Annotated in this window: 17 protein-coding genes and 2 pseudogenes; 13 read left to right on the top strand and 6 right to left on the bottom strand. The window is 69.9% G+C overall.

Annotated features, from left to right (window positions below):
- Positions 1-590 precede the first annotated feature (590 nt).
- Positions 591-2,828 (bottom strand): MMPL family transporter, encoded by a 2,238-nt coding sequence (locus AB0F03_RS36325; RefSeq protein ID WP_362000370.1) that lies wholly within the window; start codon positions 2,826-2,828, stop codon positions 591-593.
- Between the two features lie 262 nt (positions 2,829-3,090).
- Between AB0F03_RS36325 and AB0F03_RS36320 the strand changes: the two genes are divergently transcribed.
- The 7 genes and pseudogenes from AB0F03_RS36320 (at position 3,091) to AB0F03_RS36290 (ending at position 8,935) form a co-directional block, all read left to right on the top strand.
- Positions 3,091-4,317 carry a sensor histidine kinase gene (locus AB0F03_RS36320; protein ID WP_362000367.1) on the top strand — a complete coding sequence of 409 codons (1,227 nt, stop codon included), beginning with the start codon at positions 3,091-3,093 and terminating at the stop codon, positions 4,315-4,317.
- 26 nt (positions 4,318-4,343) lie between these two features.
- On the top strand, positions 4,344-5,063 hold the full coding sequence (locus tag AB0F03_RS36315; protein WP_362000365.1) for a response regulator transcription factor: 720 nt from the start codon (positions 4,344-4,346) through the stop codon (positions 5,061-5,063).
- A gap of 155 nt (positions 5,064-5,218) precedes the next feature.
- Positions 5,219-5,350 (top strand): hypothetical protein, encoded by a 132-nt coding sequence (locus AB0F03_RS36310; protein WP_362000362.1) that lies wholly within the window; start codon positions 5,219-5,221, stop codon positions 5,348-5,350.
- 1,042 nt (positions 5,351-6,392) lie between these two features.
- A pseudogene (locus AB0F03_RS36305) lies at positions 6,393-6,699 on the top strand (LuxR C-terminal-related transcriptional regulator); the annotation flags it as partial.
- A 94-nt stretch (positions 6,700-6,793) separates the two neighbouring features.
- Positions 6,794-7,048 (top strand): DNA-binding protein, encoded by a 255-nt coding sequence (locus AB0F03_RS36300; protein ID WP_362000360.1) that lies wholly within the window; start codon positions 6,794-6,796, stop codon positions 7,046-7,048.
- Between the two features lie 46 nt (positions 7,049-7,094).
- Entirely contained in the window at positions 7,095-7,427 is a 333-nt protein-coding gene (locus AB0F03_RS36295) for an SRPBCC family protein (protein WP_362000357.1), read from the top strand.
- A gap of 854 nt (positions 7,428-8,281) precedes the next feature.
- On the top strand, positions 8,282-8,935 hold the full coding sequence (locus AB0F03_RS36290; RefSeq protein ID WP_362000355.1) for a DedA family protein: 654 nt from the start codon (positions 8,282-8,284) through the stop codon (positions 8,933-8,935).
- Positions 8,936-9,503: 568 nt separating this feature from the next.
- Here AB0F03_RS36290 and AB0F03_RS36285 read toward each other — a convergent pair.
- On the bottom strand, positions 9,504-9,893 hold the full coding sequence (locus AB0F03_RS36285; RefSeq protein WP_362000352.1) for a hypothetical protein: 390 nt from the start codon (positions 9,891-9,893) through the stop codon (positions 9,504-9,506).
- Positions 9,894-10,460: 567 nt separating this feature from the next.
- The gene (locus AB0F03_RS36280; protein WP_362000350.1) at positions 10,461-11,087 is read right to left on the bottom strand and encodes a ScbR family autoregulator-binding transcription factor; all 627 of its coding nucleotides are present in this window, start codon (positions 11,085-11,087) and stop codon (positions 10,461-10,463) included.
- A gap of 394 nt (positions 11,088-11,481) precedes the next feature.
- Between AB0F03_RS36280 and AB0F03_RS36275 the strand changes: the two genes are divergently transcribed.
- Positions 11,482-12,228, top strand: a complete 747-nt coding sequence (locus tag AB0F03_RS36275) for an HAD family phosphatase (RefSeq protein ID WP_362000347.1) — start codon at positions 11,482-11,484, stop codon at positions 12,226-12,228.
- Positions 12,229-12,370: 142 nt separating this feature from the next.
- On the opposite strand, the pseudogene AB0F03_RS36270 reads toward AB0F03_RS36275, so the two are convergent.
- Positions 12,371-12,532: pseudogene (locus AB0F03_RS36270) on the bottom strand (transposase); the annotation flags it as partial.
- Positions 12,533-12,622: 90 nt separating this feature from the next.
- Here AB0F03_RS36270 and AB0F03_RS36265 point away from each other — a divergent pair.
- The 5 genes from AB0F03_RS36265 to AB0F03_RS36245 all read left to right on the top strand — a co-directional run bounded on the left by AB0F03_RS36265 (position 12,623) and on the right by AB0F03_RS36245 (position 16,725).
- A complete protein-coding gene (locus AB0F03_RS36265) occupies positions 12,623-13,099 on the top strand; it encodes a hypothetical protein (RefSeq protein ID WP_362000344.1) in 477 nt (158 codons plus the stop codon).
- A 124-nt stretch (positions 13,100-13,223) separates the two neighbouring features.
- On the top strand, positions 13,224-13,490 hold the full coding sequence (locus AB0F03_RS36260) for a hypothetical protein (protein WP_362000343.1): 267 nt from the start codon (positions 13,224-13,226) through the stop codon (positions 13,488-13,490).
- Between the two features lie 556 nt (positions 13,491-14,046).
- On the top strand, positions 14,047-14,481 hold the full coding sequence (locus tag AB0F03_RS36255) for a GAP family protein (RefSeq protein ID WP_362000340.1): 435 nt from the start codon (positions 14,047-14,049) through the stop codon (positions 14,479-14,481).
- 305 nt (positions 14,482-14,786) lie between these two features.
- Positions 14,787-15,275, top strand: coding sequence for a hypothetical protein (locus AB0F03_RS36250; RefSeq protein WP_362000338.1), 489 nt, complete (start codon positions 14,787-14,789; stop codon positions 15,273-15,275).
- Positions 15,276-15,429: 154 nt separating this feature from the next.
- Positions 15,430-16,725, top strand: coding sequence for a peroxidase (locus AB0F03_RS36245; RefSeq protein ID WP_362000335.1), 1,296 nt, complete (start codon positions 15,430-15,432; stop codon positions 16,723-16,725).
- A 64-nt stretch (positions 16,726-16,789) separates the two neighbouring features.
- Here the strand turns inward: AB0F03_RS36245 and AB0F03_RS36240 are convergent, their stop codons facing one another.
- Positions 16,790-17,722, bottom strand: coding sequence for a tetratricopeptide repeat protein (locus tag AB0F03_RS36240; RefSeq protein WP_362000333.1), 933 nt, complete (start codon positions 17,720-17,722; stop codon positions 16,790-16,792).
- Positions 17,723-17,813: 91 nt separating this feature from the next.
- Positions 17,814-18,968 carry a DUF4331 family protein gene (locus AB0F03_RS36235; RefSeq protein WP_362000331.1) on the bottom strand — a complete coding sequence of 385 codons (1,155 nt, stop codon included), beginning with the start codon at positions 18,966-18,968 and terminating at the stop codon, positions 17,814-17,816.
- Between the last annotated feature and the right edge of the window lie 590 nt (positions 18,969-19,558).

Genomic DNA, 19,558 nt, shown 5'->3' with positions numbered 1-19,558 from the left:
AGCGCCATCACCAACCGGGCCGTCGTCGACGGCATGAAGCAGACCCCGTCGCAGGCCGGCTGACCCGGACGGGACACCGCCCGGCCCGACGGGCCGGGCAGCGTCGGCAGGCGGGCACCGCGGCGTCGCCGTGGATCCCAGGACTCGTTACCGAGGGGCCGCCTGCCCTGCGCCACGCACCCCGGCAAGTGACCGTCGGCCATGAAGGAGCGGTACGCCGGGAGCACGGCGACCGTCGGAAACACGGACGCGCCGGGAACACGGACGCGTCAGCCCCTGGCTGGCCACGGGTACGGACACCCCCTCGGCGAGATTCTCGCCGCCATGCTGCTCCTGGACCACGGACATCCGCAGGGAGCCGACCCCTCACTGACCGTCCGCTCGAGTCAGGGGAGTCGGACCATCCTGGCCTGGCTCCCCTTACGCAGTGACTCACCACTGCCACCCACTGTCGATGCCCTCGCCGCCGGCAGCGGTGACGGAACGGGTAGCGGCACCTCATGCCGCGGCGCCTCATACTGACGGGCCTGCCGCCCCCGCCGGCCCTCCGGTGGCGGCTGCGCGGGGCTACGCAGGTGGCGGTGACGCGGTCAGCTCGTGCCGATACGGTCGTGCGGGGTCGGCGCGGGCGTCGGCTCGGCGGCATGCTGCTCGTGGCCGTGGGCAAAGGCCTGCTTCACTGCGCGGCGCGGCCGGACGGGCCACCACAGGGATCGGCCGAGGAGTGCGGCGAGCGCCGGGACCAGGGCGATGGACAGAACGAACGCCGACAGCAGGATGCCGAGCGCCGTCGCGAAGCCGATCTGCTGGGTGGACGGGGCCGGGTTCACCGCCAGGCTGCCGAAGGAACCGGCCAGTACCAGTCCGGCGGTGGCGACGGCCGGCGCTGTGTGCCGTACGGCGCGGGCCACCGCCGAGCGGGCCGGGCCCGGGCGTTGCATCTCTTCCCTGATGCGGTCGCTCATCAGAATGTTGTAGTCGGTGCCCAGGGCGACCACGAAGAGGAAGAGCACCAGCGGCAGGGTGAAGTTGACACCCGGTTCCCCGCGCAGGTGCTGGAAGACCAGGGCGGAGGCCCCGAGCGTGGCGGCGAAACCCAGGCCGACGGAGATCATGAGCACCACCGGTGCCAGCACACTGCGCAGCAGGAGGAGCAGGATGAGCGCGATCAGCGCGGCGGCCACGGGAAAGACCGTCTTCAGGTCCTCGGAGACGGCGGTGGATATGTCAGCGAAGATCGCCGCTGTCCCCCCGACGTGCGCCTCGGCACCCGTGGGTGTGTGCCCTGCGACGGTGGTCCGCACCGGCCCGGACACCAGGTCGCGCGCCTTCTGGCTCTGCGGATCGGCGGTCAGGTAGAGGCCGATCCGCGCGGCGTCGCCCGCCTTGTCGTAGACGACCGGACTCATCCGGCCTACGCCCTGCGTGCGGCTGAGCGCTGTGGCCAGGGCGTCGACGCGCTGCCGGTCGAGGGCGCTGCCGTCACCACTGGTGACGTAGACGTCGGTCGGATCGGACATACCTGCGGGCAGAACGCGGGAGATCTCCGCTGCGGTGGCTGCGGCCGGTGTGCCACTGCTGCCGCTGCCGCCGCTGTAGTCCATCCGCATGCCGGCGGTGCCGGCGGCCAGCGCTCCCAGCAGGACGACGGCGCCGATCGCGACGGCGAGCGGCCGCCGGGCGACGACGTCGCCGAAGCGTCCGGCCGAGCCCTCGCGTGGCGCGTGCTTCAGTGTGCGCGAGGGCCAGAACATTGTGCGCCCGGTGACCGCGAGCAGGGCGGGCATGAAGGTCAGGCTGGCCAGCAGCATCACCATGACCGAGATCGCGACGGCTGGGCCGAGCACCCGGAACTGCCCGAAGTTGGCGACACCGAGGGTGGCGAAGGCGGCGACGATGGTGAGCGCCGCCGAGGAGATCGCGGAGCCCACCCGGCCCGTCACCTCACCCGCGATCTCGCGGGCGCCCCGTTCGGGCCGTGCGCGCAGCCGTTCACGGAAGCGGAACAGCAGGAACAGGAAGTAGTCGATCCCGATGCCGAGCAGCACCACGCTGATCAGTTGCGGTGTGCTCGGGTCCAGCCTGATACCGGTGAGGAGTGCCGCGCCGACCACCGCGCCCACGGCGGCACCGCCGACGAGGCTGACAGCAAGCAGCGGCAGGAGCGCCGCCATGACACTGCGGAACACCAGCACGTTCAGCAGCACGATCAGACCGATGGTGAGTGCCCCGGCCACGGTGTTCTTGGTCTTTTGCGCCTCTTCGCTGTCCACGAGGTCGGCCAGCCCGCCGGTGAATCCAGTGCGCAGTCCGTCCTGCGTGTAGCTACTGGACGCTTTTTTCTTGAATTCTTTGAAGACGGCCTGAAGGCCCGGGTCGGTCGAATTACCTGAGAGGCCGACGGAGAAGATAACGAAGGCGCGCCGGGGTGCCATCGTGCCGGGCGTCACCTTCGGCTTCTGTGAATAATCCTTCGCCAGGAGGCCGGGGGCGTCGTCGGACTTCGGCATCGTCACCCGCTGCCTGCCGAGCGCCGCCGCGGTCGCCTCCGCGCGTCGCTGGTCGGCCACCCCGAGTGCTTTTCCGTCGGCGCGCTTCACCAGCATGGTCACAGCATTGGCGTCCGGCTTGATCCCGAATTTGTCCTCGGCGACCTTCAGCGCCGCCGCCGAGTCGTACTTCTCGGGCAGGAAGCCACCGAGCTGGCTCTCGGTGACCCGGTACATCAGCGCCTGACCCAATATCGTCAGCCCTATTCCGAGCAGCGCCCAGAAGGCGATGACTTTCCATGGATGTCTCGTGGAGAATCCGGTCAGAGCACGAATCACGGGGGCTCCCTTTCAAAAGCGGTTTCGGAGAGTGCTCTTCGAGTCCATCACCGGAATTCGCGGAGATCGTCGGAGCGGAGGACGAGACGCCGCAGGGGGCCCTGGGGCCGGTCGTGCCGCGGACCAGGACCCTGGTCCTGGTCCGGTGTCCGTCTGTGGGCGGAGTCGTTGGGCCTGGCACGCGGGGACAATGGCCTGGACAGCCCCGGTACCGGGCCGACCGCCCGGCATCACGCGAGAGAACAGCGAAGAGAGGACCACCATGGCGACGCGTAGCAGCGCCCTGCCGTCGCTTCGGGTACGGCGCCGGCGCTTCTCCCCGCCGGATGCCGGCATGCTGCTGTGGAACCGCAACGACGCCCTGCTGGCCGTCGGCGCGGCCGTCCTGGATCTCATCGGCTACACCGCGTTCCCACAGGTCACGGGCGTGCCGGTCTCAGGTGGCGGTGTCCTGCTGCTGACCGCGTCCGCGCTGCCGCTGCTCGTGCGGCGCCGCTTCCCGCTCAGTGTCATGACCGTCAGCCTGGTGCTTGTCGCGCTGCTGAACATGACGGTGCCCGTGGGCCAGCACTTCGGCGCCGCCCTGGCGGTCGCCCTCTACTCGGCTGCCCGGACCGGCCGGCCGTGGGCTACGGGTGTCCTGACCGTCGGGGCGATCGGCGTCACCCTGCTTGCTCCCGGCCTGCCCGCCCCGCCCGGCTTCCTGGACGTGACCAGCGCCTGCCTCGCCGCTTGCCTCGTCGCCGCCGCCGGACTGACGGTCAATCGGTGGCAGCAGCAGACGGAGGCCAACCGCCGGCTCCTCGCCGACCGGGCGGTGGCCGAGGAACGCCGCCGCATCGCCCGGGAGCTGCACGATGTCGTCGCCCACCGCATCACCACCATGCAGCTGATGGCGGGGGGCGCCCGCGCCAACCTCGATCACGACCCCGGTGTCGTCCACGACGCCCTGGTCACCCTGGAGGAGTCGGGGCGGCTGGCTCTGCGGGAGATGCGGCAGCTCCTCGATGTCTTGCGGGCCCACGAGGACACGACGGCCGATCGGCACGGCGCCCCAGAAGCGCCGCAGCCCGGCCCGGCCGATCTCGACCGTCTCGTCAAGGAGTCCCAGCAGGCAGGACAGCCGGCGGAACTGACCGTGGACGGCGATTCCGGACGGTTGCCCCAGGTGGTCGGCCTCACCGTCTACCGGATCGTCCAGGAGGCACTGACCAATGCCCGCAAGCATGCCGGGCCCAACGTTCCGGTGCAGGTCCGCCTCACCTGCCTGCCGGAAGGCGTCCGCGTGTCCGTCACCGACCAGGGTGCGACGGACGGAACGCCGTACGCCCCGACCCCCGGTGCCCGCTCCGGCACCGGGTACGGTCTGATGGGCATGCGCGAACGAGTCGCCCTGCACGGGGGCACGTTTGAGGCCGGCCTGCTGCCCGGAGCCGGCTTCCGGGTCGCAGCGAGTCTGCCGCTGGAGGTCCCGGCGGGCGAGTACTAGGAGAGCGGACTGGTGGGGGGGACGCCGTGGACAAGGCACTGGAGGGCGCGGGCGGGCCGACGATCCGGGTACTGATCGCGGACGACCAGCCACTCGTGCGGCGTGGGCTTGCCCTCATCCTCGGCCCCGCCCGGGACATCACCGTCGTTGCCGAGGCCGAGAACGGCGCGCAGGCTCTCGCGCTCGCCCGCGAGCACCGTCCCGACGTCGTGGTGATGGACATCCGGATGCCCGTCCTCGATGGCGTGGCCGCCACCGGACGACTGGCTCAAGACCTGCCCGAGTGCCGGGTGCTCGCCCTGAGCACCTTCGACATGGACGAGTACGTGGTCGCCGCCCTGCGCGCCGGCGCATACGGCTTCCTGCCCAAGGACAGCTCGCCCGAGGACCTGGTGGCCGCCATCCGAACGGTCCGTACGGGCGAGGCCATCGTCGCGCCCCGTCTGCTGACCCGGCTGATCTCGGCCTACGTCAGGACTGAGTGGGTGGCGCCTCCGGACCGGCGTCACCCCGCCGCCGGAAACACCATCGGCCTGACCCCGCGCGAAGTCGAGGTCTGGCACCTGCTGGCCACCGGCCTGGACAACAACGAGATCGGGAGCGCCATGGAGATCAGTGTCTCCACGGTCAAGAATTACATCACCAGCATCTTCGACAAGCTCGGCGTCCGAGACCGGGCGCAGGCCGTCATCGCGGCCTACGAGTCGGGCCTGGTGGCGGTCCGGCAGGCGGGCGCCCCGGAATGAACCGGCGGCATGGACGCCGCCGAGCTGTCCCACGAAGCGGCGGTCGCCCACGTCCAGGACGCCAACCTCGCCCGGCTGCGCCAGAAGGACGAGGACGCCGACCGGCTCTTCCCGCCCGTCCGGCCTTCACCGACGCCCTTGTCGACGACGACGCCATGCGCCGGATCGGCGTGGCGACAAAGGCGTACGGGGCGGCCAAGCACGCCGCGGGCCGCATGCACCTGTTCCACCGCCTGTTCGACGGCACCGGCGACGACGACCTCCCCTGGCCCCCCTGGACCGCATAGTCACCCGCCCCGGCCGCACCGCCCGCAGGCTCAGGGGCGGCCGAGGGTGGGCAGCCCGGCCGAGGCGGCCCGTACGCTCCGGCCACGGCGGGCGGCACGGCCGTCCTTGAGGATCTGACGGCCCCGGGCGCGCCACAGCCGGGCCTCCTGCGGCCGGCCTCTCGGTGTACGGCGGCGACGTTCAGCGCGGCGGCGCGGGCCCGGGGCGACCAGGCTCTCCGCTGCGGGAGCCACCGGGCCTTCCACCCGTACGGCCCCGTCGGCTCCTCGCAGACACAGCACAGCGCCGCTCCGGCCCCGTCTCGCCGAGGTCCCGCACGTACGCCCAGGCCCGGCTGCGGCCGGTGGCGATCTCGGCGAGGCGCTCCAACTCCGGCCCCGTGCACGGCAGCAGGACCTCCTCAAGCGCCGCGCACGGCGCCGGCCGCCACGGCGCCACCCGCGAGCCGGAGTCCTCGCGGCGCACTCGCACGCCGATCACCGGCCAGCGGGACGGCAGCCAGGGCCGGGTGCCGGATCTCGTCCTCGGTCACCTGCTCCTCCGCCCCGCTCGGTTCGCCGCACCGCAGTATCGCCGCCGGGCCGGGGCCCTGCGGCGATGCCGACGAAGACCCGCTGCGGGGAGGGGCACGGGCTGGTGTTGCCACAGCCCGGCAACACCAGCCCGCGCGTCCGGGCGCCCGGTCAGAACTCGGGTACGACAGCCCGGTGCCGGCACGGTCCGAGCCGTAGGGGTCCGGACCAGGCGGCCTCCGGCGGTCTCCGCCTGGGAATCACGTCGGGTGATGCAGGCCAGAGGGGGGACACCGCGATGCGGTGCGCCGCGTAGTCACTCTCAGCCCCGGCGGAGCGGAGCGCAGCTCCGCGGCGCCGCACGGTCGTGCCGAGGACCAGCGGCCCCACTGACCGGCGACTCGACCAGGCGCAGCCAGCACGGCCGGGACAAGGGCGGCCTCGGTCTCGCCGACCTCGCCGAGGGCGAGCCGGGCGGCCGGCTCCCCGACATCCAGCCCGGCGTACTCATGGACGGCGACGGCATCGGCAAGTGGCTCCAGCAGCGGACCTGGCCGCCGCGGTACGCACGGCGGCGGCAGGCCGTACCACCCTCGCGCCCCGCGGACCGGTTGCCGCCCCGGCTGCGCAGCCCGGGAACGGCCCTGAGCAGGTGTGAGACGGAGATCCTCGCCCTGGTCGCGGACGGCCTGTCCCACCAGGCCGTCGGTGACCGGCTCCCCCTGACCGAGGGCACGGTCAAGTCCCACCCGGCGCGCGTCTACGCCAAGCTCGGCGTCGACCCGCGCATCGCCGCCGTCGCCACCCTGACCGGTCTCGGCCTCATCCGGCGCTGACTCCGCCGGGGAAGATGCGCCCGGCGGGGTCTGCCTCGATGCTGGGAAGAACTGAAGAAGCCGTGTCCCTCCGATGTCGACCAGGAATGTGATCATGGACAGGTCGCGACTGATCGAAATGACCGCTCGTCGTGCCGCCGAACATCCCGGTGGCCGCCAGTTCGCGGCACAGGACATCGACCAGGTCCTCGAAGCGCTCTTCGGCACCGTGGAGCACCCGGGAACGATCGCCGAGGCCCTCAAGGACCAGCAGACGGTCATGCTCGGCAGCTTCCACGCCGGGGACGGCGGGGCTGCCTTCCGGCCGGGCCGGGCACTCACCGAGTACCTCCGCGACGAAACGGGATGACCACGGCCGGCACCGCGCGCCGGCCATGGTGGCTGCCGGGTGCGCCATGGGCAGGCTGAACCTGCGCGCCGCGGGCGCAGCCGCTCCGAGAACCGTGTGGCACCGGTACATGCGCGTCGACCGGTGGACACGGTGGTCCCCGCACATCACGGCGGTGCGCGCCGGCCGCCGGACCATAGCGCCCGGGCTGAGCGGCACCGTCGAGTCTGTCGCGGGCATCCGCGTCGTTTTTGTGGTGGACGACGTCGACCCGCGCCGCCGCGTCTGGACCTGGCGCGTCCGCTGCGGTCCGGTGCGGGTGCTGTTGCGCCACGACGTGCGCAAGCACCCGAAGGGCAGCACCACACGGCTCACGATGCGCGTCCGGTGCCCGTCCTGATGGCTTACCCCCCGCTCGCCCTTCTGGCGCTGCGCCGGCTCGTGCGCCCCTGACTTCTCCCTCCCCCGGCGCGCACCGCTGGGCGGCGCGAGGTGCCGGGGTCCCCCCGTACCGGCCGGGATGCGGACCGGGCCCGCGACGCCGCCGCGCCGCAGGGCCCGGGAGCGCGCCGCCTCCCGTATCCCTCGTGCGGCGGGCGCTCGAACGGGACGCCGTCCCGAACCCTCACCCGGTGTTCCGCCGCAGCGGCGGCAACGGATGCGGCGGACGGCCACCCGGGGAGAGTCCGCTCGGCCGGCGTGCCGTGTGCTGCACCGGTGCGGCGTACGCGGTGATGACGAGACGCGGTGGCACCGAACGCCCGCCTCCCCTGTGGTGGCCGGTTCAGCCGAGGAGCCTGGTGAGGCCGTACTCGAAGCGTTCGTCGAAGGAGTCCGCGGCGAGGTGGCCGAGGGAGCTGTGGAGGGCGGGGTGGGCCGTCGGGGAGACCGCCTCGGCCAGGCGGCCTCCCCATGGGTGGTGCCGGGCCTCCTGTTGCCATAGCAGAAGCCAACCGGTTCACCCGCGGGTACTCGGTCAAGTACCTACCCGACCTCAGGGGTCACGACGACGAGGACTAACCGCGGCTGCCACCTGACCCGGCGCTGGCATAGCACGGCCCAGGGCGGGTACCGCGGGTCCATCAAGACGTGTGCACGGACCCCGGGAGCTGCCAGCGTGAAGATCGTTTTGCTGGCCTGGCAGAGTATGGCGGGCGTCGGTGAAGCTGTGTCCCCGCTCGACCACAGGCGGCGCCCGCGTCCGTCCGGCCCGCGTCGGGAGGCCGGAATGCAGGCGGCGCCAGGGAGGCAGTGGTGAGCGGGGGGCCTGGGCTGCCCGGCGCGCTGGCCCATCTTGAGCCGCTGCTGGACAAGGGCGGTTACGCGGCGCTGGCGCTGCTGGTGGGCCTGGACAATGCGGTGATCCCCGTCCCCGGGCAGACGATGCTGATCGTGGCCGCCGTCTACGCGGGGACCGGCCGGATGAACGTCGTCGCCGTCGCGCTGGTCGCATGGGCCGCTGCCACCGCCGCGGCGGAAGCGGCCTACCTGCTGGGGCGCCGCCAGGGCAGCGCGTTGATCGACCGATACGGGCACTACGTCCGCCTCACCCCGGACCGCTACGCGCGCGCGGAGAGTTTCTACCGGCGCCGCGGCATGCCCATCGTCTGTGCCGCCCGCTTCGTGGACGTGCTGCGTCAGACCAACGGCCTGCTCGCCGGCGCCAACCACCTCCCTCACACACGGTTTTCTGCCGCCAACGCGTTCGGCGCCGCCCTATGGGCCGGTGCGTGGACGGCACTCGGCTACGGTGCCGGCACGGACATCGGCCCCCTCTACCACGAGGCCGTGCGCTATCAGCTCCTGCTGCTGCCCGTCCTCGCCCTGCTCCTCGCGCTCTTCATCGCCCGTGCGTGGTGGAAGCGCCGTCACCGGGAACCGCAGGACCGCGCGCCGGCCTCCCGGTGAGATCACTTGAGCGTGGTTTCACGACCGGGAGGGCAGAGCTGCGTGCCCCGCATGACCGTGGCCTTTCTTACGGCCAGCAGCCGGGTGCGCGCAGCTGGCCGACGGGATTTGAGGGCACTTATGCGCGGTGCTTCGTAGGCTGTGCGGCTCGGCGTTCGCCGTCGCACCGCCGCTCCTGGGGCTGCGGCCCGCCTTGCCGGCGTCGGTCCGGGCTGGCCGGTTCGTCAGGTGAATGTTGAGGGCTGTGGAGGGTGAGGTCTGCTCGGCGATGGTGAAGTCCACGTGGGTGTCGCCCACCGGTGAGTCGTCGTCGGCGCTGCCGCAGACCCACATGACCGCGTGACACCCGTCGTCGGGGATGGCGAGGTCGACGCACTTCCCCTGTAGGGAATGGTGCCCCCGCCGGCGTCCATGACCGTCAGCTGGTGGTCGGGATTGTCCGGTGTGCCAAGCGCATGGCCGCGTCGGCCGGAAGGGTGACGGTGACGGTCTGGAGCGGGATGTCCCGCGATCCCCTGGTTGCATACTTCGACGCCCGGATACCTGGGTGCCCCTCCTCGTACCGGAGTCAACGTGTTGCCACCCGAGGAGAGGGTGAAGGCCGGTGTGGCGTAGTGGCGGAGGGGGAGGGTTTCCCGCCGACGGTGAAGGCGAGGCTGGTGGCTCCGCGCCGGGCGTTGTGGTCGGCGCTCACAGCGACCCACATCGCGGTTGTCCCGGGCAGTTGGAGATCGGCGTCGCAGAAGACGAGCGTTGTCCCGTCCTGCGACAGTTCTTCCATGTAGGGGGCGGGCTCGCGGCCGGCGCTGTGCACGGTCAGCTGGTAGTCGGCCAGCGTCGGGGAACCGAACAGCAGACCGTGATCGGCCGGCAGGGCGACGGACACCGACACCGGGGCCAAGGCCACGTGGTGCAGGGGTACGGCGACCGGGCGGGCCGCGGGGTCCCAGCGGGCCATGATTCGACGCGCGCCCCCGGGAACCCGACCGATCGCCCCACCCGCTTCCGGCCCGCCGGTGCCATAGAACCGTCCGCATCTCACCCGCTCCGCAGCTCTGTCGCTCCGGCGCCGACACTGGCTCCCGCTGTCGGTACCAATGACCGACGCGCCACGCAGGTGCAGCGGTCCCGTAGCGCGCCCAGGTTCCAGCCGGACCCGGCTGGACGGTTTCGACCAAGCGGATCACACTCCCGACGGCTGTTGCTGCCCAGGCCCTATCTGCCGGTCCCCCGCCAAGTCTCCGACTAATGGTGGTCAGTCCGACTGGCGTGCCCTCGCCCGCCACCTTGGCCACGGCGAGCGCATGAGCGACATCGTCCAGGCCGTCGCCAGCCTGCTGTCCCATCGGCAGACAGCGGACATGCGGTCGGCACGGCAGATGTGAACACGGAGCCCCGCGGCCATCCTCGACGTCCCACCGCCTACCGTGCACGAGCTCGTGAGATGGCCTCACCTGCCGCCGCCCGGATCGTCAACGGCGGTGGCAGGTCACGACGAACTCCTCCAGCCAGGGGGCGGCAGGCTCTATGAGGGCGAGTTGGCCGATGCGCCCGCGGGCGGTCGGGCTTCCGGCTGCGGCCGAAGTGAGGGCAGGGTCAGCTGCCACCAGTCGGTCAGGCGGTCGGTGACGGCGGCCGTGCCTTCGAGCGCCTCGGTGAGGACGCAGAACCCGAAGAACGCAGGCACCAGGGTTCGGGCCGTGCGGGCGGGGCGGACCTGCGCGTTCAGGTGGCCGACGAGCCGAGCCTGCGCGAGTAGCCGCGTGGTGGCGGCGGTCCACAGTGCGAAGGGGTCGGGGAGGGGAGCGTTGATGGTGGCGCGCTCGGCCCACAGGCGGGCGCCGGCACGCGTCACCGGGTCCTCGGCGAGGGCATAGGCGATGTCGTAGCTGAGGCCGACGAGCCGTTCGACCGGGGGGACTGCCTCGTCAGCGTAGCGGGCGGCGAGCTGGGACCAGGTGGCGAACCGGTCCTGGACGACGGCGACGGCGATGCCCTCCTTGCCGGCGTAGTGGAAATAGACGGCGCCGCTGGTCCGGCCCGACCGGGCGCTTATGTCATTTACGCTGGTCGCCGCGTAACCCTGTTCGGCGAAAAGCCGGGCAGCTGCTTCCAGTAGTGACCTGCGGGTTACCTTCGCCCGTTCCTGCAACGTCCCGTCCGCCCTCGCTCGGTGGTTCCGCCGGGCACGAACCTAGTGCGCCAGCGCACGCCTGGAGCAAAAGCGGTCACGCTCGGGTGGTAATTACACATTTCTTTCGATGGACAACGCGCGCGAGTGGTAACGGGCGGGGCCCGCCCCGGCGGGGGCGACGCGCGCGGATGTGCCAACCGCTTTGCACCCCAGGGCCGTTGGTGGCTCCGGTCGCCGCCCGCACGCTGCCGTCGGCCACCCTTTACGCCCGGATTCAGACGCAGTCGAGTCACTTGATGGAGTGATTGCCTGATTTGACAGGCGGGAAATAACGTAGCCATCACTATCTTTCCCTTTCCTGCGAATAGTCGTAAATGCCGCACGCCATGCACACAGACGCACAGGAGGCGCTGTGACCGCCACGCCCCGCGATCTGCTCGACTGGTCGCCCGAAGCCGTCGTCTTCGACTGTGACGGCACCCTGATGGACAGCGAACGCCACTGGCAGGAGGCTCGCAGCCGGGCCTTCCGGGAGTACGGGCTCCAGCCGCCGCCCGGGTTCGCGGAGCAGGCCACGGGCCTGCACTATGAGGACTGCGGTCGGCTGATGGCGCGGTCGGCCCACAAGCCCGAACTGGCCGAATGCCTGACGGCCGCGCTCCTCGACCACTTCCTGGCACTGGTCACCGACGATCCGGTGACGATGCCGGGCGCGGTCCGGCTCGTCCGGCTGCTGGCCGGCCGGCTGCCGCTGGCGGTGGCCAGCAACTGCCCGCGGGTCGTGGTGGAAGGCAGCCTGGAACGGGCGGGGCTGCTCACGTACTTCCGGTACCTCGTCGTCCCCGACGCCGGGGACAGTATCCGTCCCAAGCCGCACCCGGACGTCTACACCGTGGCGGCCCGGCTCTGCGGCGTCCCCCCGCACCGGGCGCTGGCCGTCGAGGACTCCCTGCCCGGAGTGGAAGCGGCCCGCCGCGCCGGATTACGGGTCCTGGGCGTCGGCCCCCGACCGCAGGCCGACGGCGCCACCCGCGCCGACCTGTGGTTGCCGAAGCTGGACGCCCCCGAACTGCTCACCTGGGCCCACTCCTCGGGCAACCTCGGACCGCTGCCGGGGGGCCCGGCACCCACGCCGCCAGGAGGCCCGGCACCCACATGAACCAGAACGCGCCTGCCTTTGCGGGCAGGACGGATCACCTTCTTCGTCGTGCGGCGGGCCGTCGAGGTATTCCTCGACGAGGACGCCGGCGACGGCCGATCGCGTCGGCGCCGGCCTGGATCTGCTGGAGTGCCCGGGTGAATACGCCGTCCAGCGCGTAACGGCGGAAGCGGGTGTAGACCGTCTTCCACGGCCCGTAGCGTTCCGGCAGGTCACGCCATGAGACACCGGTTCGGATCTTGGAGACCATCCCGTTGATGACCTGCCGGTCCGCCGCACGCGGTCGCCCCGTCGCGGCACGAGGTATGAGCGGAGCACCTCGCGACGCTGCTGGCCATGTACTGGCGGCCCGGTGCCACCCCGGTGGCTACTCTCCTTGGTCATCCGGCAACGGATGCCCGTACGCCACGGTCAAAGGCACCCACCAGCACGCACCATCCCCTGGAGGCCAGGCTATGACCGCGCCCCTGCTGCTCGTCGACGGCCAACCAGCCGCGACAAGACCATCGACCGCACCGGCGTCTCCGGCTTCGCCGCGCTCCTGCGCAAAGCCCAGGTCCAGCACGCCGACGGCTTCGAGATCTTCGTGGTCTTCGACTCCGAGGACGGCTCCCAGGCCCGCGCCGGGCAGGAGAGCGACTACAAGGCCCAGCGTCCCGCACCAGAGCCCGGCCTGATCGAGTCCCTCTCCCTGATCAAGGACGCCCTCGATCACAGCTGCGTCGGGCGGATCGAACAGGACGGCTTCGAGGCGGACGACGTCATCGCCCCCCTGGCGACCGCCGCCCGCACCGACGGCCGCGCCGTCGACATCATGACCACCGACAAGGACTACATCAACTCCTGGCCGACCCCAGCGTGCGCCTGCTGAACACCGGTCTCGCCATGGAGCGCCGCTACACCGCCGACGAACACATCCTGCCCCGCTACGGCGTCCTCGCCGAGCAGTGGCCCGACTTCCGCGCCCTGATGGGCGACCCCGCCGCCCGCGGGCCGTGGCTGCCGCGACCCGCGCCGCCTACACCGCCCCCGCCGCGTGGAGCCCCTACCCGCAGACGCTGCGCGTCCTGGACCGGCTCACCGGGCACGGCTGGACGCACGTCCTCCTCTCCAATCACGTCCCCGAACACCTGTTCGCCCTCGGTATGAACACCCGATTCCCGGCGATGATCAACTCCGCGACCAGCGGCTACGAGAAGCCCCACCCTCAGGCGTTCCGTCTCGCGCGGGTGGCCGCGGGCCCCGCACACCGGATCGTCTGATCGGCGACAACCCCCCGGGCCGATGCTGCCGGTGCCCGACGCGCGGGCATCGACGCTATCTGGGTGCGGGCCGGGGAGCGCCCGCGCCACCGCGCACGGCCGTGACGAAATCGGCCGCGTCAAGACCGCTACCGTCACCCGCGGCCCGGACTCCCCGCACGCCGCCCAGGCCGTGCAGATCGTACGTCGCCGTCGGATCGTCACCACCGGCAAGGTCATCCTCGAACGCATCTACGCAGTCACTGACCTGACAGCACATCAGGCTGACGCCTGGAGATCGCGCACCACGTACGCAAACACTGGGGCATCGAGAACGAGATCCACCACGTGCGCGACACCACGTTCACCGAGGACGCCTCGCACGTGCGGACCGGAACCGCGCCCGAGCCATGGCGGCCCTGCGCAACCTGGCCATCGGCGCCCTACGCCTGAGTGGATGCGACAACATCGCCGCCGGCCTGCGCAAGCACGGACGAGAGGCCACCCGCCCACTGGTCACCCTCGGCCTCACGTGATCAAACCGGGCAGATCTCCTGAACGGCAGTGCCCTGCCTGCTTGACGGTCCTGATGACGGGTGCTGTCTCGACCTGCGTGATGGCCGGCAGCGCGGCCACCCGGGTGGTCAGGTATCGATACAGCTCCCACGCGGCGATCGACCGCTTCACCCCGCTCAAGATCCTCGGGCTCGGGCTGGCGCTGTCGGCGGCCAACGCCAAGAACGCTCCGCTGACCATCGCCGCCGGCGCGTCGATCAGCTCTGCCGGGATCCCCGTCCCGCAGCAGATCGAGACCCTCGCCATTTTTGTGATCATCGCCTCCGAGGGAATCCTCGCGCCGTTGGCTGTCTACCTGCTCATGGGTGACCGGGCCAAGAGCGTGCTCAGCAACTGGCGAGACTGGGCCACCCGCCACAACGTCGCAGTGATGGCAGTGCTCTTCTTCGTCCTCGGCCTCAAGCTGCTCGGGGACGGCATCGGCATCGTCGCCTGAGAGGGGCTCACGGCCCCAAAGCGAGTCGATGACGGCGAATGGGCAAGTGACCGGCGGCATGATCACCCGGCTGAGGGTGCTCCGTTTCGGCTGCTCCGGGCCGATCGAGGGCCGCCTTCGACGCGCGCCCGCGCTCCCCACGTGCCTACGCTGAGATGTGTCAGGTCGCCCGGCCACGGGGTGTTTAGTTTCTGTCTCGTCTGCGCGCTGGTCGGCCAGTTCGTGGCGCTACGGCCAAAGACTCGGCGGACGGTCGGTCCCGAACTGCTCCAGCGACTCCATTGAGTTGATCAGGAGGAAAGGAAATGACTCCACAGCAGGCAGAAACCACCTACAGCGGAGGCACGACGCCCCCCGAGGAGTCGTTCCTCCTGCTCACCAAGATCAAGCCGGGCCAGGCGGACGCACTCCGCGATGCCATTGTCGCCGCCGCCGGTAAGCTGGCGGATCGGAACGGTGCGCTCGCGCAGGTAGGGACAGTACATTCCGCGCGATTTGCGATCATCGGCGAGGACACGTTCCTTTTTGCCAGCCATTTCGACGGCAGCTGGGAGTCTTATCTCGACGATTTCTACACCTTCAGTCAGGAAGCAGAAGGATTCGATCTGATTTGGCGATACTGCGAAGACTGGCCGGGTCCGCATGACCGCGAGGGATTCCTGAACTTCTGGAAATCCCACAGAGTCATGGACGTCCTTACGTACTCGCATTTCCCCGGAGTGACCTGCAAGCAGATCGAAAAAGCACTGCACGTCCGGGACGATGTGGAAGCCGTACTGGAGAATTTCCAGTAGCCAAAGGTGACCGACAAGGCCCCTCAGTAGTTTCCTGCGTTCCTGGGAGAGTACCCGTGAAGGAGGTAGATCGCCGGACTTCAAACCCGGGGTGCCTTTCCGGGCGCCGCGTGCCGAGTGAGGCGTTCCCGCTGTGTTGAAAAACAGTTCATCCGTGCTCGAGCTCGATGACATACAGGGCTTGCTGCTGTGGTCCGAGCGCCTGCCCTACGGCCGATACCGCTTCCTCACGTTCCGCGACCCTGCGCGGGCGCGGGCATTTCTCGCACAAGTCGCCGGCCAAGTGTCCTCGGCCGAGCCGGGGAGCACGCCGCCCACGTCGCAGGTCTTCCTGGCGTTCTCATGCAACGGGTTGCGTGCGCTGGGCGTCGATGAGGCATCGCTGCAAAGCTTTCCCGAGGCGTTCCGGGTGGGCATGCCGGCGCGTGCGGAAATACTCGGTGACAGTGGAGCAAGCCATCCCGATCACTGGGTCGGCGGTCTGGCAACCACTGATCTGCACGCGCTGCTGGTGCTCTTCGCCTCGGATCCCGCTGAACGCGCTCGACTGGTCGAGGAAATCGACTCCCTTCTTGCCGCATCCACTGGCGTCGAAATTCTGTCCGAACTCGATGTCGCTGTGCTGGCGACGCGGCGCGAGCACTTCGGATACCGGGACGGCATCTCAAGAGTTTATGTCGAGGGAACGGGAATCGAGCCACCACCTGGTTGTGGTCCCGTAGTCAAGCCCGGCGAGTTTGTGCTCGGCTATCCCGACGAGACCAGTGCCGCGCCACGTCTGCCGCAGCCGGAATGGCTCAGCCGCAACGGCAGCTTTCTCGTCTATCGGCGACTCTATGAGGACGTCTTCGCCTTCCGGGAATTCCTGCGGCGCAACGCTGACACGCGTGAGGAGCAGGAACTGCTGGCCGCAAAGTTGATGGGCCGCTGGCGCAGCGGTGCGCCCCTGGTACTGGCACCCGATCGCGACGACCCCGAGCTGGTCGCGGACCCGGAGCGCAACGACAATTTCAACTACGGGCAGTTGGACCCCAAGGGTTTTGCCTGTCCCGTTGGCGCCCACATCCGGCGCGTCAACCCGCGGGACACGATCAACAACATTCAACGCCGCCGGCTGATCCGCGCGGGACTCCCGTACGGCCCGCTACTCCCGGAAGGGGCTCCCGATGACGGGGTGGATCGCGGGCTGGGGATTCTCTTCGGCTGCGCCGACCTTGAGCGGCAGTTCGAGTTCATGCAGAAAGAATGGATCAACGCCCCCAAGTTTCAGGGTCTGGATCACGACAAGGATCCGATCGCGGGCGATCACGACGGCACGTACAACATGACCGTCCAGAAGAAACCACTCAGGAAAACACTGCGCGGCCTGCCGCGGTTCTCACAGGTGAAGGGAGGGGCCTACGCCTTCGTGCCCGGCCTGCGAGCGCTTCGCCGGCTCGCCGATGGATGATCGACGATTCACCCAGGGCCGCCCCGCACCCTGCAACGGCTCCAGCGTAACCCCGAAGTGTCGTTCATTCCCGGGGCTCGTAAGCGGTGCCTGTCGTCGGCCGCGCCAGCATCTGTGCGTGGTTGGGCTCGCCGCCGATGGCGAGCTGGAATGTGGCCGAGTGATCGGCGAACGCGTCCGGGTGCCGTGCGCACAGCTGCTCGTAGCGAGCTGTGGCCTGCTCGCGCCAGCACCCGGCCTCGTCGGACTGGCCCGTCTCGTTCAGGATGATCGCGAGGCGCGCCGGGTAGTCGGGGTCGTCACTGGATGCGGACAGTTGCCTGAGCCGTGCGATGGCCGATGCGGTCTGTCCGAGGGCTGCTTGGACTTGGGCGTAATGACCCTGTGCGGGGGCGAAGTCCGGCAGGCGGCGGAGTGCGGCATCGAACCAGAGGAGGGCGCGGGAAAGATCGCCCTGCGTCAGCCACATCCGGCCGCGGTGGAAGTCCAGCAACGCGAGGGGGAAGGGGCTGACTCCTCGGTAGCGGGCGCGACTGTCGTCGAACAGGCGCTCGGCGGAGTGGATGTCGGCGCGCTGGGCATACAGGCCGGCCAGCGCCCCGAGGGTCTCGAAGTCGGCGCGGCGCCGGGCGGCATCGTCGAGGATCTGCTGGGCCTGGTTATAACGACCGAGGGCCTGGTGGATGGCGGCGCGTTCGGCGTCCGCCTCGGTGGGCTCCACGCCGAGTTGCTCGGCGGTGGTGAGGTCGGTCAGTGCCTGCGTGAAGCGGTGGAACGTGGCGTGAGTCCTGCCCCGCGCCAGGAAGGCAATCCCTTGGTCAGGCTCGTCGGACACCAGGTGCACGGCTGTGTCCGCGGCCCGTTCGTAGTCGGCGATGCGGCCCAGGGCCTGCCCGCGCAGGGTGAGCAGTTCCACCAGGCCGGCCCGATCGGCGAGGAGCAGCCGTCCTTGCCGGGCCAGCTCCTGCCGTGCGCTGATCTGCGCCTGTAGATTCACCAGTGCGATCGTCCCGCACGTGGTGACCGGTTCGCCGCGAGTGGCTTGCCTGGCGGGGGCCGCGATGGGACGAGATTCCATGAGCACAGCCCTACTGCGTTCGCGGCGGGGCGGACGGAAAGCTGAATTCCCCGGGTGTCGGGTTCGGCGGGGCGAGGAAGGGAAACGCGTGTGCGGCCTTCCGGGTCGGCTCGTCGACCCCATCGCTGATCCGCGGCCCGCCTCCGCCGTTGATCAGCAATGTCAGGAGCGTGTCGATGATGTCGTCGTCGAGCCAACGCCCGCCGCAGGTCTGCGGTTCCTCGCCACGAAGCAGCGCCTGCTCGATCTCCAGGTAGCTCGTCTCGTGATGGGGCTTGGAGACGTCGACCACGAGAAAGTCCGCCAACAGCAACTCGGTCAGCGGGTGACCGCCCTGCCCGGAGGCCGGCCAGGCGATGTCACCATCGAGGTGATCGTAAAAGGCCAGATTGGCGTCGACGCGCGCCCGGTAGGCGCCGAGATAGTCGGGAGCGAGCCTGAATGCATCCTCGCTGTTGTAGAGATCACGGATCTCCAGGTCCCGGTTGACCTTGTCCACGTTTTTCAAGCCCAGGACCACGTTCTTCATCTCTGGACGGCCGATCCGCTCCAGACGCGCGCTCAGGGCACCGCGCGTGGCGGTCTCACCGGCAACGGCCAGCAGCGGCCCTTGACCCGCCTCCAGGAAGGCAGCGAGCTCGACCTCGACGACCAGACTCAGAACGTTCTGCCCGGCAAGCGTGTTCGTACCCTCGGCCGGGCGCGTCAGCTGCCCGGTACTGAGTGCCCTCTGCAACCACGCCACGTCGATGAAGAACGGATCCAGCCTCACACCACCGAAAACACGCACCCCTGCCGACTGACCGCCCAGCTCGTCGTTGACCACGAAGGACACGACCTCGCCTGACGGCGTCAGGCAGGTGCCCTCCTGGACGAGCTGGCCGTCCTCGCGCTGCTGAGGGGCCGCGAACGCGCAACGGAAGAGGCGTTCGTCATCCCCGACCGCGAACGATGCCTCGGGCCCGGTGGCCGTGATGCCGGCCGACCGCACCCGGAAGCGGTACTCGACGGCGTCGGAGAACAGAGCCGACGGCGCGGCCACGGGGAACACATTCATCACCAGGACCAGCCGACCCGCGTCCCGCGGGTGGGGGAAGGCGTACAGGTCCGTGATGTCGATGGCAGGTTCGGCAAGCGCCCGGGGGCCGGAGAAGTGATCTGACATGATTTCTCAAGCCTTCAGGTATCGACGTCGGCGAGCCGGTTCAGGGCAGACGCCCGCGCACGAAGCAGACCCTTGACGTGCCGCCGGGCCGATCGTCCGGGGGCAGTGAATGGGCAGCGAGGCACCATCGACTGACATGGATTCCTCCTTCTGCCGGTCGCCACTTCGAGCACTACGGGGCGGCGACTTCGGGGGCGCCCGTGGCAAAAGACCCGCCCGAGGAGCAGCCGGAACCCCCACCGCGGCCATACTGCCCTGCACCAGCCTATACACCGTTACCGGACATTCTGGGAGAAGGGGACGTTCATCCTGTTGGCGGGGCACGACTCCGAGCCGGGCAGTGGTGCGTTCAATCCGCGAGGGCGTGGCATGGCCCGCGCGTGCGGACATCGTCCACCCGTTCTTGCGGCGCAGGTCGGAAAGCAGCCCTTCCATCAGGTCCGCGAACACCTCACGCGGTTCCGGCCGGGCGATCAAATGTCCCAGGACCGTAAGTAAGACCGTGTCCTACATGGTCAGTTTGAGGAGGCGTTTGTAGCAGCACAGGGCGGCGGCGAGTCCGAGGAAGGCCAGGTAGTTGCCTGGTTTCC

This window comes from Streptomyces sp. NPDC028722 (assembly GCF_040637655.1).
GTDB lineage: Bacteria > Actinomycetota > Actinomycetes > Streptomycetales > Streptomycetaceae > Streptomyces.
Note: the sequence above shows the minus strand (reverse complement) of the source record. Positions and strands in the feature narration are given on the sequence as shown.

Excerpts from the sequence above, each read along its gene's own strand:
- AB0F03_RS36320 (WP_362000367.1), top strand. The coding sequence starts at position 3,091 with ATGGCGACGCGTAGCAGCGCCCTGCCGTCGCTTCGGGTACGGCGCCGG.
- AB0F03_RS36310 (WP_362000362.1), top strand. The coding sequence starts at position 5,219 with ATGCGCCGGATCGGCGTGGCGACAAAGGCGTACGGGGCGGCCAAGCAC.
- AB0F03_RS36300 (WP_362000360.1), top strand. The coding sequence starts at position 6,794 with ATGGACAGGTCGCGACTGATCGAAATGACCGCTCGTCGTGCCGCCGAA.
- AB0F03_RS36295 (WP_362000357.1), top strand. The coding sequence starts at position 7,095 with ATGGGCAGGCTGAACCTGCGCGCCGCGGGCGCAGCCGCTCCGAGAACC.
- AB0F03_RS36285 (WP_362000352.1), bottom strand. The coding sequence starts at position 9,893 with ATGGCCCGCTGGGACCCCGCGGCCCGCCCGGTCGCCGTACCCCTGCAC.
- AB0F03_RS36265 (WP_362000344.1), top strand. The coding sequence starts at position 12,623 with ATGCCCGTACGCCACGGTCAAAGGCACCCACCAGCACGCACCATCCCC.
- AB0F03_RS36250 (WP_362000338.1), top strand. The coding sequence starts at position 14,787 with ATGACTCCACAGCAGGCAGAAACCACCTACAGCGGAGGCACGACGCCC.
- AB0F03_RS36235 (WP_362000331.1), bottom strand. The coding sequence starts at position 18,968 with ATGTCAGATCACTTCTCCGGCCCCCGGGCGCTTGCCGAACCTGCCATC.